Source organism: Pseudomonas ficuserectae (genome assembly GCF_024584585.1).
Taxonomy (GTDB): Bacteria; Pseudomonadota; Gammaproteobacteria; order Pseudomonadales; family Pseudomonadaceae; genus Aquipseudomonas; species Aquipseudomonas amygdali.
On record NZ_CP085684.1, the window covers coordinates 4,036,492 to 4,051,277 of the forward strand.

Annotated in this window: 9 protein-coding genes; 7 read left to right on the plus strand and 2 right to left on the minus strand. The window is 56.3% G+C overall.

Annotated features, from left to right (window positions below; all coding sequences use genetic code 11):
* Positions 1-449: 449 nt before the first annotated feature.
* Positions 450-1,523 (minus strand): 23S rRNA (cytidine(2498)-2'-O)-methyltransferase RlmM, encoded by a 1,074-nt coding sequence (gene rlmM / locus LJU29_RS17725; RefSeq protein ID WP_057423532.1) that lies wholly within the window; start codon positions 1,521-1,523, stop codon positions 450-452.
* Between the two features lie 192 nt (positions 1,524-1,715).
* Between rlmM and acnA the strand changes: the two genes are divergently transcribed.
* The 5 genes from acnA to LJU29_RS17745 all read left to right on the plus strand — a co-directional run bounded on the left by acnA (position 1,716) and on the right by LJU29_RS17745 (position 8,502).
* Positions 1,716-4,460: an aconitate hydratase AcnA gene (gene acnA / locus LJU29_RS17730; RefSeq protein WP_057423533.1), complete on the plus strand. Its 2,745-nt coding sequence runs from the start codon at positions 1,716-1,718 to the stop codon at positions 4,458-4,460.
* Between the two features lie 130 nt (positions 4,461-4,590).
* Positions 4,591-5,382, plus strand: coding sequence for a CPBP family intramembrane glutamic endopeptidase (locus LJU29_RS17735; RefSeq protein ID WP_057423534.1), 792 nt, complete (start codon positions 4,591-4,593; stop codon positions 5,380-5,382).
* 96 nt (positions 5,383-5,478) lie between these two features.
* Entirely contained in the window at positions 5,479-6,810 is a 1,332-nt protein-coding gene (locus tag LJU29_RS17740) for a methyl-accepting chemotaxis protein (RefSeq protein ID WP_371321892.1), read from the plus strand.
* A gap of 6 nt (positions 6,811-6,816) precedes the next feature.
* On the plus strand, positions 6,817-7,044 hold the full coding sequence (locus LJU29_RS29700) for a hypothetical protein (protein WP_371321893.1): 228 nt from the start codon (positions 6,817-6,819) through the stop codon (positions 7,042-7,044).
* 933 nt (positions 7,045-7,977) lie between these two features.
* Positions 7,978-8,502 carry a hypothetical protein gene (locus LJU29_RS17745; RefSeq protein WP_257111004.1) on the plus strand — a complete coding sequence of 175 codons (525 nt, stop codon included), beginning with the start codon at positions 7,978-7,980 and terminating at the stop codon, positions 8,500-8,502.
* A gap of 64 nt (positions 8,503-8,566) precedes the next feature.
* On the opposite strand, the gene LJU29_RS17750 is transcribed toward LJU29_RS17745, so the two are convergent.
* Positions 8,567-10,432, minus strand: a complete 1,866-nt coding sequence (locus LJU29_RS17750) for an autotransporter outer membrane beta-barrel domain-containing protein (RefSeq protein WP_257112779.1) — start codon at positions 10,430-10,432, stop codon at positions 8,567-8,569.
* A gap of 765 nt (positions 10,433-11,197) precedes the next feature.
* On the opposite strand from LJU29_RS17750, the gene LJU29_RS17755 reads away from it, so the two are divergent.
* The gene (locus LJU29_RS17755; protein ID WP_257111005.1) at positions 11,198-13,078 is read left to right on the plus strand and encodes a hypothetical protein; all 1,881 of its coding nucleotides are present in this window, start codon (positions 11,198-11,200) and stop codon (positions 13,076-13,078) included.
* A gap of 51 nt (positions 13,079-13,129) precedes the next feature.
* Complete coding sequence (locus tag LJU29_RS17760; protein WP_257111006.1) at positions 13,130-14,722, plus strand: immunoglobulin-like domain-containing protein; 1,593 nt, start codon at positions 13,130-13,132, stop codon at positions 14,720-14,722.
* Positions 14,723-14,786 lie beyond the last annotated feature (64 nt).

The window sequence follows — 14,786 nt, forward strand, 5'->3', positions numbered from 1 at the left end:
GTTCGTGACGCTCTGCGTCACACATCGGTTCTGTGGTTTCAGGTGGATTGAAGGTCGACTCAGGTCACCTTTTCGCCCCTCGGCGAGTTACTTTGACGGGGCAAAGTAACCAAACCCCCTCGCTCCTGTTTCCGGCCCGACTCCGTCGGGTTCCTTCGCCCTGACACTGATCCGGGGGTCGCCGCAACGGGCCATCCATGGCCCGCTGCGGCTAGCCTGGCGTCCTGCCAGGCTACCCCCGCATCAGCGCCAGGACTCAGCCGTCACTAACGTCGCACTCTGCGTCGACAGTGCCATCGCGGGTGAAAAGCACTGCATTGGCAGCGACTGCGTGTAAGGCATGACATTGTTTCGTATCGAAGATTTGTGACGCAGAGTCTCACGAACTGCATACCTACGCAGAGCGCAGGCACGATAGTCACTAAAGCATGCGGCGCGAGCGTGAGAAATTACTTTCTCGCCGCTTTGGCCACATCAAGCCTGCGCAGGTGGCAGGTGACTTCTTCGCGGTCGTGGTAGAGCTGTTTGCAGCCGATCGACACCCGTACGCCACGCGCCTGAAAGCCTTCTTCGATACGGTCGAGCAAGCGGCGTACTTCGGCGTAGCGCTGTTTCATCGGCAGTTTGAGGTTGACCACTGCTTCGCGGCACAGGCCTTCACCCAGCCAGGTTTCCAGCAACGCGGCATTGCGCGCAGGCTTCTCGACGATGTCGCAGACCATCCAGTCCACCGGGTGCCGGGGTTTGTAGGTAAAACCGTCAGCCATCAAGTGCTGGACCAGCCCGGTATCCATCAGGCTTTCCGCCATCGGCCCGTTATCGATGGCCGTCACCAGCATGCCCCGGCGCACCAGTTGATACGTCCAGCCACCCGGTGCGGCGCCAAGGTCCACGCCGGTCATGTCGCCGGAAATGCGTTCGTCCCACTGGTCTCTGGGGATGAAATGGTGCCATGCCTCTTCCAGCTTCAAGGTGGAACGGCTAGGCGCCTCGCGGGGAAACTTGAGGCGCGGGATGCCCATCGGCCACATGGCAGAGTTGTCCGCATCGGCCAGACCGAGAAACACTTCACGGCCACTCTTGAAGGTCAGTAACAGACGCGGCTTGCGCGGATCGTCAACCAGCTTGCCTGCCTGCATCAGAGCCTTGCGCAGCGGTGCCTCGAACTTCTTGCAGAAATTCGACAGCTCCTTGCCGTCGTTGGTATCCACGACCTCAAGCCACAGGCTGCCGCAGGCCGGAAACGCCGAAAGCTGCGCAAGGATCACACTGATGCGATCGGTTTCCGGCAACTCGAGAAACATCCCCCGCGCCCATTGCCGGGGAAAGATCAGCGCGTCGAAACGCTGACCATTCATCAACCGTTCGGCACCATCCGCCTCGGTGCAGATGAATTCGGCACAGGCTGTATCGGGGCGTGCCTTGGCATACCCGGCAACGTCAAGGCGCGCAGCGTGATCGGATATCTCCGAGCAGACTTCACCTTCAAAACCGGGTCTGCAATGCATAAACAGTGTATTCATGGGTTACTCCTGGGCAGTGGGCACTCGGGCGTAACCCCGCAGACTTGAAAGCCGCGCATGATAGCCCAATCCAGGAACCACTGGTGCTGCACAACAGTCCACAGCAGTTGAAGCCTGATGCGGCGCTCCCGACCTGATGCACATGGAGCCCGTGAACCGATGTTCGGAGAACAATCCAGAAAGGAGACATTCATGCCCTCCCTTGATAGTCTGAAGAGCCTGAAAACGCTCGAAATCGACGACAAGACCTACCATTATTTCAGCCTGCCGGAAGCTGCCCGCTCCCTTGGCGACCTCGACAAGCTGCCCATGTCACTCAAAGTGCTGCTGGAAAACCTGCTGCGTTGGGAGGACAACAAGACCGTCACCGGTAACGACCTCAAGGCTATTGCCGACTGGCTGACCGAGCGCCATTCGGACCGGGAAATTCAATACCGCCCTGCCCGCGTGCTGATGCAGGACTTCACCGGTGTGCCGGCAGTGGTCGATCTGGCCGCCATGCGCGCTGCCGTGGCCAAGGCTGGTGGTGACCCGCAGCGCATCAACCCGCTGTCCCCGGTGGACCTGGTCATCGACCACTCGGTGATGGTCGACAAGTTTGGCAACGCCGAAGCGTTCGGCGAGAACGTCGACATCGAGATGCAGCGCAACGGTGAGCGCTACGCGTTCCTGCGCTGGGGTCAGAGCGCTTTCGATAACTTCAGCGTAGTGCCGCCCGGCACCGGCATTTGCCATCAGGTGAACCTCGAGTACTTGGGCCGCACTGTGTGGACCAAGGAAGAAGACGGCCGCACTTACGCGTTCCCCGACACTCTGGTCGGCACCGATTCGCACACCACGATGATCAATGGCCTTGGCGTGCTGGGCTGGGGCGTGGGTGGGATCGAAGCCGAGGCGGCGATGCTTGGCCAGCCAGTGTCGATGCTGATCCCGGAAGTCATCGGTTTCAGGCTGACCGGCAAATTGAAGGAAGGCATCACCGCTACCGATCTGGTGCTGACCGTCACCCAGATGCTGCGCAAGAAAGGTGTGGTCGGCAAGTTTGTCGAGTTCTACGGCGACGGCCTGGCTGATCTGCCACTGGCAGACCGGGCGACCATTGCCAACATGGCACCGGAATACGGCGCGACCTGTGGTTTCTTCCCGGTCGATGAGGTGACGCTGGACTACCTGCGTCTGTCCGGTCGTCCTGACGAGACCGTCAAGCTGGTCGAGGCGTATTGCAAGGCTCAGGGCCTGTGGCGTCTGGCAGGTCAGGAACCGGTGTTCAGCGACAGTCTGGAACTGGACATGAGTACCGTGGAAGCCAGCCTTGCAGGCCCCAAACGTCCTCAAGACCGTGTCGCGCTGCCGAATGTATCCAAGGCATTCAGCGACTTTCTCGGTTTGCAGGTCAAGCCTGCCAAGGTCGACGAAGGTCGTCTGGAAAGCGAAGGCGGCGGCGGTGTCGCGGTGGGCAACGAGGCTCAGGTCAGCGGTGAAACCCAGTATGAGTACAACGGCCAGACCTATAACCTGAAGGACGGTGCCGTGGTCATCGCGGCGATCACCTCCTGCACCAACACCTCAAATCCCAGCGTCATGATGGCCGCCGGGCTGGTGGCAAAAAAAGCTGTCGAGAAAGGCCTGAAGCGCAAGCCCTGGGTGAAAAGCTCGCTGGCCCCCGGTTCGAAAGTAGTCACCGATTATTACAACGCGGCAGGTCTGACCCAATACCTCGACGCCCTGGGCTTCGACCTGGTGGGTTACGGCTGCACCACCTGTATCGGTAACTCCGGCCCGCTGCTGGAGCCTATCGAAAAAGCCATTCAGCAATCCGACCTGACAGTGGCCTCGGTGCTCTCGGGCAACCGCAACTTCGAGGGCCGCGTCCATCCGCTGGTCAAGACCAACTGGCTGGCATCGCCGCCTCTGGTGGTTGCCTACGCGCTGGCAGGCTCGGTACGCATCGACATCAGCAGCGAGCCACTAGGCGAAGGGTCGGACGGCAAACCGGTTTACCTGCGCGATATCTGGCCAAGCCAGCAGGAAATCGCCGACGCGGTGGCCAGCGTCAACACCGGTATGTTCCACAAGGAATACGCCGAAGTGTTTGCCGGTGACGAACAATGGCAAGCCATCGAAGTGCCACAGGCCGCCACTTATGTCTGGCAGGACGACTCCACGTACATTCAGCACCCGCCGTTCTTCGAAGACATCGGTGGTCCATTACCGGTTATCGAAGACGTGGAAAACGCGCGCATCCTCGCCTTGCTGGGCGACTCGGTGACCACCGACCACATCTCCCCTGCCGGGAATATCAAGGTCGACAGCCCCGCCGGACGCTACCTTCAGGAAAAAGGCGTCAAATATCAGGACTTCAACTCCTACGGCTCACGCCGCGGTAACCACGAAGTGATGATGCGCGGCACTTTCGCCAATATCCGCATTCGCAACGAAATGCTCGGCGGTGAGGAAGGCGGTAACACGTTGCATGTGCCCTCCGGCGAGAAGCTGGCGATATACGATGCAGCCATGCGCTACCAGGCAGAAAATACGCCGCTGGTGATCATCGCGGGGCTGGAATACGGCACTGGCTCCAGTCGTGACTGGGCGGCCAAGGGTACTAATCTGTTAGGCGTCAAGGCTGTCATCGCCGAAAGCTTCGAACGGATTCACCGCTCGAATCTGGTCGGTATGGGCGTGCTGCCTTTGCAGTTCAAAAACGGCCAGACGCGCAAGACACTGGGCCTGACCGGCAAGGAAACGCTGAAAATCACCGGACTGACCAACGCCGACGTGCAACCGGGCATGAGCCTGACTCTGCATATCAACCGCCAAGACGGCAGCAAGGAAACCGTTGACGTGCTGTGCCGCATCGACACGCTTAACGAGGTGGAATACTTCAAGGCGGGGGGCATTCTGCATTACGTGTTGCGACAGCTGATCGCTTCCTGACACGCATTGCCTGACACGCAGCCTACCCCCGCTTAGGGGTCAGGCTCGTGCATGAAAATTTGTATAAGCTCAAACCGGCATCGCGGGACGTCGGATAGAATCCTGCGCTTCTTGAAGCAGGATGTATCTCATGAGTACGAGGCACTGGCTGGTTCTCTTTCTTCTGAGTGCTGGCTACGCGCTTGCACTGTCCTATGGCAGCCTTGCCCCTTCTGCGGCCGCAAGTTTCGGCCTGTTGCTCGTCGCCTGGTTATGCGTGGCGTTGCCCTCCCATCAATACATCCGCCTTTTTGGTCACGCGCTGTTTATTGTGACGGGCCTCGCGTTGGCTTTTCATCTGGCACCCGGCTTCAGTAGCGCGCAAGTCATCGAGGCCACCCGATTCACGGCCGATGCCCAGGTTTTTTCCATGTCGCTTTATCTGGACAAGCCTCTGATCGGCTTCTGGCTGATATTGGCCTGCCCGTGGATCATGCCCAGGGTCGACATGACCCATTCGCTGCAAACCGGCGTTCTGGCGCTGATCGTGACGTCAGCGTTCTGCATGACAGCAGCCGTCATTCTCAACGTTGTAGGCTGGGCACCCAAATGGCCTGATCAAGGCCTGATATGGCTGCTCAACAACCTGTTGCTGGTGACCCTGACCGAAGAACTGTTTTTTCGCGCATATCTGCAAGGCGGTCTGCAGCGCCTGTTCAAGGGCTCTAGGTTTGCGAGCGCACTGTCGATCACCCTCGCTGCAAGCCTGTTCGGGCTCGCTCACACAGGCGCCGGCTGGGAGTGGATAGTGTTGGCGAGCATGGCAGGTGTGGGTTACGGCATCGCGTTTCGTTTTGGTGGCCTGCAAGCGGCGATCATCAGTCACTTCGGTCTGAATCTGGTGCACTTCGGGCTTTTCACCTATCCCATGCTAAGCCGGTAATGCTGACTGCCCGGTCATTTGTGACGCACCGCTCAATTTATCGACACGCCGGCCGATAACACGCCATAGTCTTCCGGATCGAAGGATCGAAACCCAATGCGCAACAACCAGCCTATCACTCAACATGAGCGGACTTTTCCTGCCGAGCAGCGACTGATCTCCACCACCGACACCCGCGGTACGATCACGTATTGCAACGATGCCTTCGTCGACATCAGTGGTTACAGCGAGGCGGAACTGCTCGGTGCAGCGCACAACACCGTGCGTCACCCGGACGTGCCACCTGCGGTTTTCGAGCACATGTGGACCACTCTCAAAACCGGGCAGCCGTGGATGGGCATCGTCAAGAATCGCTGCAAGAACGGCGATCATTACTGGGTCAACGCCTACGTGACGCCGATGCTGGAAAACCGCAAGGTGGTGGGTTTCGAGTCGGTACGCATCAAACCGACCGCCGAACAGATCCGTCGTGCCGAGGCGCTTTATGCCCGGATCAACAAGGGCAAGAGCGCGATACCGGGCCGCGACAAGTGGCTGCCGATACTTCAGGACTGGCTGCCATTCATTCTGGTCAGTCAACTGAGTTTCCTGATCGGCGTATGGCTCAACTCGCAGTGGGGCTTTGCCCTGGCGGCGGCGCTTTCAGTGCCACTGGGCCTGCTGGGGTTGTCCTGGCAGCAGCGCGGCACCAAACGTTTGTTGCGCCTGGCCGAGCAGACGACCTCTGACCCACTCATCGCACAGATGTATACCGACAGCCGTGGCCCACAAGCGCGCCTGGAAATGTCGATCCTCAGCCAGGAAGCACGTCTGAAGACTTGTCTTACGCGTTTGCAGGACACCGCCGAACACTTGACCAGTCAGGCTCGTCAGTCCAACTCGCTGGCCAATGCCAGTTCGACCGGGCTGGAGCGCCAGCGTGTGGAAACCGAGCAGGTCGCCGCCGCGATCAACCAGATGGCCGCCACCACTCAGGAAGTCGCCAGCCACGTAAACCGCGCCGCCGATGCCACCCAGCAGGCCAATGAACTGACGCGTCGCGGCCGCGATATCGCCGGTGAAACCCGCGAAGCCATTCAGCGCCTGTCCACCTCGGTGGGCGAAACCGGCCTGACCGTGACCCGACTGGCCAAGGACAGCGATGAAATCGGCGGCGTGGTCGATGTGATCAAAGGCATCGCCGACCAGACCAACCTGCTGGCCCTAAACGCCGCGATCGAAGCGGCGCGCGCCGGCGAGATGGGCCGCGGCTTTGCGGTCGTGGCGGATGAAGTACGCCAGTTGGCGCAACGCACCGCCGAGTCCACCGGGCAGATCCATGGTCTGATCGCCAAACTGCAGCAGACCGCCAACGACGCGGTACAAACCATGGACGCCGGTCGCCGTCAGGCAGAAGAAGGCGTGGCCCGGGTGCTGGAAGCGGACTAGGCACTGGTGGGCATCAGCGAGGCCGTCGCCAACATCACTGACATGACCACCCAGATCGCCACTGCCACTGAAGAGCAAAGCGCCGTCGCCGAGGAGATCAACCGCAATATCGCCACCATCGCCAGCCTTGCTGACCAGACATCGGACGAAGCCCATCGCTCGGCAGTGTTGAGTGGTGAACTGACCGATACGGCAAACTCGCAGTATTCGCTGGTGGAGCGGTTTAATCGCTGAGACTTGAGACTGTTTTCAACGCCTCGACAAACTTCGGTTGGTCGGGGCTTTTTTATGGGGTGCCAGTGTTATGCGCGGTTAGCTTTAAATATAAATCTGACAGAATCCGGGAAGCGATCTGAAGACTGCGTAGGATATTTCTTTAACACCTTCGACGACAGCAACTTAGCACTTTTTACAGTTGACAGCGCACTCATACTCCGATGAGTTGAAATTCAAGTGGTGCGGTAGTTATTTATTACCCCCGTAACTATCGTTTATCACTTGAGTAAAAACTTCAGCTCTGCGCCATGTGGCGCCTGCCTTTTTAATTGGAGAGACAACCTGCAGAATTTCAGCGAGTACTATCAATTTTCCACACCCGTGTTCCAGCAGCAAGCCCTATAGATAGCTTTCAGTCAGAGGTTCCTGCCAGCGACCATGTCACGATCAACTATAAGGTCATCGACTGCGCGGACAATGCGTCACTGCTCTCGCACTCCGTGACGCTGTCAATGCAGCTTTAAGCACAGCAGCCTACATTTCTTGCCTACAACCTTGACGGTTTCGCACGCTGATACGTGCGAGACCCTAATGATAAAGTTGAGTGAATATTCCTATGCATGAGTGGGAATCTAGACAAAACGCAGTTTTTTACCTTTTGTAAGATTTATCTGTAGTTAACGTCCTACAGGTATTTCACGCAGAAAAAGTTCAAGAAAAATACCTGCATCCAGCTTTACCCTTTATTTACAGCATCCTTGACACTAATGATCAATAATTTAGTACGCACATGCTACAAAATGTAACTGCACAACCATACACAACCCATGCATGGCTTTGAAATGGGCAGACACTTGACCTGAACACTTATGTGCCTTGTAATATTTCCGCTGCCGACAACTGCCGGCATATACATAACAACTCAACTTAATGTCAATAAAAGAGTTTACGATGGATAAAGAACAATCCACGGATGTAGCGGCGCGCACCCAAAAAGAAAAAAACAACCCCAAAAGCGCGAGTGCTGTTCAAGAAGCCCCACTCCACGAGAGCCTCTACCGACAGGCGAGCCCCCTCCATCTTCCGTCCGATATTTCCAGTACGCTGAAAGCACCTGTGCTGCCTGACATCGATCCTGATTCCATCAGTCACGAGCAGGCACATGCGGGCATTACCATTCATATCCCCGGGTCAGTCAAAATGTGCTGGGGTGACGAAATCCATTTCTATTGGGGGAAAAACCTGTCATCGACAACGCTTTTCCATCGGGTAGGCGAAAACAGCGTGGTACGTGTGCTGTGTATTTCCTACAACTTCACGCCCTATGTTCAGTACGGTCTGGTTGACCTGTATTACGAGCTTTATCGCGATCATCGCCTGATCGGCACATCGCCGGTGTTGCGGGTGAACGTCAACTACGCAGTGCCTGTCACGTCCCGACAGAGGCAACGCAAACGCAGGTTTACCGATCAATAACTGAAAAGCCCCCGGTGATCACTCACCGGGGGCTTTGGTGTTGCTCAGGCACTGGCCTTAAGAATCAGAATGCCAGGCGTAGCCCCACATTCGCACCCCAGGGTTGCTCGATATGCCGACCTTTCATGTAATCGAAGTCTGCATGCAGTTTCATACGCTCGGACAGCGACACCGATACCCCGGCGCCCAGTTCGCCGCGCGAACCGAACAGGCTGTTATCGAACGTCACGTCGTTGACTTTCACCTCGTTATGGCGCGAAAACTCCTGCGCAATGGCGACACGCACATAAGGCTGCAGCACTCCGCCATCCTTGAGCGCAACACTGCGGCCCAGCGAGGTGCCGACCTTGCCCAGTACCGACTGGGTGTGGTCGTTTTTCGCCTTCATGCCATTATCCAGACGCAGCTCCTGTCCCTGAACGACGACACTGGACAACTGAGCGAAGGGCTCAAGGAAGTAATCGTCCGCCAGCTTGATGTGGCGGCCGAACTCTACCCAGCCCCCTACCCCGTTGTTGGTGTAGTCACCCTTGGCCTTGCTTGCATCGCTCATGGCAACATCTGCCTTGTTGCGAAAGCGGTTGAGTTTGAGCACCCCATCAACGTAGTAGCCGTCGTCCGACAGCCAAGTGGCATAGGCACCTGCATAGTAGCTGTCGACTTTTCCCGTAGTACCACGGCTCAAATCGATACCGGACGTGCTGTACCCTCCCAGCACACCGACCACCAGTTGGCCATTGCTGACCTCGACGGGCGCATCGGCACCCAGCGACAGGCCACTTTGCTTCTGCCGATAGTCGACACCATCACTGGTCGTGGCATTAAGCCTGTTGCCATAGGCACGCATCCAGCCGCCCGCCCTGCCGCTCGCGCGAACCTCGCCCATGCGCGAACGCAGGGTAGACAGCTCACTCATCCAGATGGCAGGTGCCGCGCTATAAAGCGCAAGCGCGCTCTGGGTCGAGGGGCTTATGACCTTGTCTTTACCGACGATGAACCAGTCATTGCCCTGTTGCTCCAGCAGATACGAATAGGCGCCGAGGTCGACACGCCCGCCCAGCAGGCTGAATTGCGCGTCACCACCTTCGGTATGCACCACCTTGAGCGGTGCCATGTCAGCAGAGACAACCTCCACCCCCGTGTTGCGCACCCGCAACCCGAACTGACCACTGGCCTGGCCGTTGACGTCGATGAGATCTCCGACACCGTTGTCCAGATCCACGCGCAAACCAAACGTGCCGCCCCCTGACAACTCATTCAGCGAAAGTGTATGGAACCCTTCATCAGCGAACGAAACCCTCCCCCCGTGCAGGGAAAGCGACCTGACGGCATTGTCGCCCTGCATCTGCCAGTGACTGCCCGAGGTAATCGCCAGACGGTTGCCATTGACGATGTCGCCGTTCAATTGCGCGCCGTTTTGCAGCGTGATGTTCAGGGTGCTGGTGTCATCGGCGACAAGGTTGCCATTGAGGGTGCTGTTGTCGACGTTGAAGTTGACAGTGCTGTGATCTTCCACCTCCAGCAGGTTGCCATTTCCGGCCCATAGCTCGGAATGGTTTTGCACAGCAATGTCGGCCTCGATGTCGAACGTAGCGCGTTGGTTTACTTTGATAGCGGCCCCGGCCAAACCCTGGACTATCGATCGGTCAATCACAGCAACGGACTTGTTTCCGACCAGTATTCCGGCTTGGGATCCATCTACCAGATGGATTCCATTCATGTCGCCTGTCACATGACTGTTGTCGGCGATCAGCACATTGGCGCCAGAAACAAAAATCCCCTGGCCACTTTTGCTTTGCGACGCAAACCCGCGCACATCGGTATTGAAAATACTCAGCGCCCCCCACAACCCGACTGAAATACCGTAGCCCGATCCCGATACATCGCTTGAATGAGCCGATACCGTGGAGCCAGGGTTGATAGAGCCGATCACTCCATGAAGAACGATGCCGCTATCTGTCGCGTTTTTCACGGTAGCGTTGGAGAGATTACCCAGCGCATCGGAAAGGCTGATACCGCTCTCAACCACGCCGGACTGAATATTGACCGTAGCGTCTCTCACGACCACCTGGTCTGCTCGCCCACCGACAATATTAAGAATACTTTGATCACCAATATGATAAGAATCGAAGGGAGTATCAGGACCTACGGTAATGATTTCAGCCCGTCTAACGGTTTCATCTGGCAACTCTTCATCCGGCCACAATCCGGTGACTGCTTCAGTGTCTAAAGACAGACCATTATTATCGCTCGATGCCGCTGCCGACGCCTGCACATTAGCTAGAGCACCAAAGGCAATCACGGCAAGTTGAAACGCGCCACCCCGCGACTTAACGACATTACTTTTTCTACTAGACACCGTCCATCTCCTCGTTTTTTTGAGAGTGGAAAGATAGCTCACTTAATTCATAAACTCTGGCCCTGCTCAATACCCAAAACGTAGGAGCATTCCCAAAATAATATAAGAACTTTCTTACAGCGAGCATCCAAATGGACGCCAAGCAAAAAATTCGCAAACCAATTAAATAATTCCCACGTAACCACTTGACCAACCCACTAAAACCCTATTACGTCCAATTGTGACTGAGAACATCATTAGCTCTTTCGCCAAGTACCAGCCAAAAAACCTCATTCAGAAACACGTTCGAAAAAGTAGGAAATCCCCTACAAAATTTTAATGACAAGGCATCTACACATGAAAAATTGCTCAAACAACTATCTCCCAACACCTGTTTCAGTTTCCGGAAACAGGCATCGAAACTTGAATCTTGTATTGACTGCACCCGATATTGCAGTCGCATTTCATGATCAGGATACGCCAGGGCTCATACCGGTCGCTGACGCATCCCAAACGTTGACGGTCGATCTCGTTGTATGGCCAGCCGCACTTCCTGGTTACACCTATCAACTGCTGTTCAACAGTATCGCGACCGGTCCCCGAAAACTGATTCTGCCCTCACATGCACCAGGAGACCCCCTGCACCTGGAGATCCCGGCCGAACTATTGCTGGAAGGTTTCCACGATGTCGCGTACGTCGTTGTCAATCCGATCAATCAGGCAGAACAGAAATCGGAAATTTTCCGGATTCAGATCGACCGGACAGCGCCAGGCGCTCCGGAGCTTGCTGCCATACAGTTCCCAGCCGAGATCCAGAACGGTCTGACTGCCGCCGAGCTCGATCAACTGGGTGGCCAAATTGATGTACAGATTGCCGGCTACACCGGTATGGCCAAGCATGACCGCATTCTGACCAGGTGGGGAGATATCGTAGGCCCCACTGCTGTCGTCAACGAAACCGACATGGGGCTGGACAAGGTCTCGGTCACTTTTACACGAGCGTTTCTGCAAACGTTGGGGGAGGAAGAAAAGCAGGTTTGTTACCAGGTCATCGACCGTGCGGGCAACCCTTCAATCCTCTCGAACACTGTAGCGGTGAAATTAAGGCTGAAAGACTTGCCTTCTGATTATCCGGCACCTGTCATTGATCAAGCGGTAGGCGATCTGGTTGATTATCTGGAAGCTCAAGCGGGAGTACTTGTCGACATCCCCCATTACCCGGGCGCAGCGGCGCTTGATAGCATCCAGCTATTCTGGGGCACCAGTAATCCCTTGACCCCTGTATTCGTCGCGCCTGGCGACGAAGATGAAGCCGTCATACTCACGTTGAAACTGCCATTTGAGGCCATTGCCCAAGGTCCGCAAGGCGACACAGCGGTTCATTATGAAGTGTTTCGCAACGGCGAACTGACGGGCACATCGCTGGACACTCATATAGACGTTTTTACAACACTTCCCTTCCCCACCCCCTTGAACAATTTGACGGTACAAGGGACGAGCGTACAAAACCCGAACACTCAGGACAACTTTATCGATGAAGACGATTACGAGTTGAACGGCAGAGGGGTGGTGGCCTGGAATACGGGGTTCGAAATCAATGACGATCTGAACCTGTACTGGGGCAATCAGGTAAAAACGCAGTGGTATCAAATACGGTCTAGCGACGTTGCAGCGGCAAGAGACTTGATTATTCCGATTGATAACGAGCTGATGAAGTTGCAAGGCACCGGCGAAGCCATTCCCGTGTATTTCACAGTCACGCGTACAGGAAACCCAAACAGTATGACGAGTCCGACTCAGCCTGTAACAGTACGGTCTCGGGAAGAGCAACCCGGTGGCGAAAACGGATTGACCGGGCCCACTTTCAATCTCACGTCCAACGGAGTGCTGGGCCCCAATGAAAATCCGGACGGTGCCGATGTAAAAGTTTCACCTTATGTCAATATTGCCGAGGGCCAGAAGATCACCTTCACGTTCAAGGGTTTTGACGACTTCAATAATCCCATCGAAGCCGCTACTTATGTGACGACTCGTAAGCTGGATGAAGTGGATGTTGTGCAAGGGCATGTATTCAAGGTCCCTCAGATCAACACACTGTTTATTTGCACAGGGTTTGCGGAGGCGAGTTATACCGTCGACCCTGTCGAAGGCAGCAATCAAAGTCCGGCAAACTCCACGGTCACTCGCGTCATCGTGCATATGCTTAAACCTACCGACTTTACCTGTCTGAGTCGCTAAACCGTTGCGGGCTCACAAAGCCCGCAACTTTTAAACTTATAAGGAACACCCATGTATAACCTTGCGACTGAAAAAAAAGAACCCGTGCTGACTGCGCCAGTCATCGCAGCCGCCTTGAACGATGGGCTATTACCCATCGACAGTTTGAACACGCCCCTCGAAGTGCTGTTGAACGTCTGGCAAGGCGCGCGCCCCGGCTATACCTATCAGCTGTACTTCGATGGAGTGCTTATTGGTCTCAAGAAAGAGATCCTGCTTTCGCAGATGCCAGGTGACGACCTCATGCTGCACATTCCATCCGAGCTGTTGACCGAAGGCCGTCACTCTGTGGCTTACGCGGTCGAAAACCCGATCAATATGGTCGTCGAGTTTTCTGCCGAGACAGTTGTAATCGTAGACCTAACCCCGCCTGGCGATCCGCTGCTGGCCCCCATCATTTTTCCCACGCAGGTACAGAACGGTCTGATCTCAGAAGAACTGCAAACCATGGGTAACGTGCTTTCAGGGACGATTGCCAGCTACAACGGCATGCAGGAGGGCGATGTTGTCCGCACCTACTGGAATGATCTGCCCGGTCCGATGGCGGTGGTGAGCAGTGATGACGTGGGTCTTAAACGAACAATGGTCGACTTCGCCAGGCCGTTTCTGGAGTTGATCGGCGACATTGAGGCACCGGTTTACTACACGATTACAGATCTGGCAGGGAATCTGTCCATGGCCTCGGAGGCGGTGGATGTGAAGCTGCAACTCGCGCAAGCGACGCCCCTGCCCACCCCAACCATAAAAGAAGCCGCCGGCAACACGCTAGACCCGGCTAACGCCCCATCCGGGGCAACCGTGGTGATCGACGCCACCGCCAACCTGAAAGCCGGCGATCAGGTGATCGTGCAATGGCAAGGGCCCAACGGCAATGACACACGGGAAAAGACGCTGACCGGCGCGGACGCGGGCAAGACGCTGGAGGTAGTGTTTGCTGCGGCGCTGGTAACGGCAAACGCCGGGCAGACGGTGGCGGTTTCTTATGTGGTCAATCGCGTCAATGGTCTGGTACAGGTATCCGACATACTGGCCTTGCAGATTCTGATGGGGCAGCCCGAGCTGGTGCTGGACACTTCGCCGGTTACGCTGGCCGGCAAGGTGTATCTGCTCCCAGGCTTGCCGGAACTGTTGCCGAACTTCCCGGCCGACACCACCCTTCAGCGTCAGGCCAGTGGCGGACAGGCGCCCTATCAGTACACCTCGAGCAACCCGCTGGTCGCGAAAGTGGACAGCAACGGGCTGGCCTCGGTTCGAGGCAACGGCACGACCACCATTACGGCGACCGATGCTTCGGGCGCGAGTAAAAGCTACCTGATTACCGTCGTCGGCGTCATCCATTGCATCGGCCTGGGCAGCGGGAGCTTTTCTCAGATCAGCAAAAACGCAGGCAACAATGGCGCAAGGATTCCGACCATTCACGAACTGGTGGAGATCTATAATCTGTACGGCAATCGCTGGCCGATGGGCAACGGTAATTATTGGTCGTCCACTGTTTCAAGCGCCGGCATCGGGGGCTGGAACTGGTACTACGTGAAGAACATGGTCTCTGGCGGAAACTTCAAGTTGAAGAGCCACAACTCCAGTCTTGGCGTTGGCATCAGATGATCGAAAACTGATGAACCTGTAATCATCAAACAGGGCGTTACCTGAGAGGGCAACGCCCTGCTTC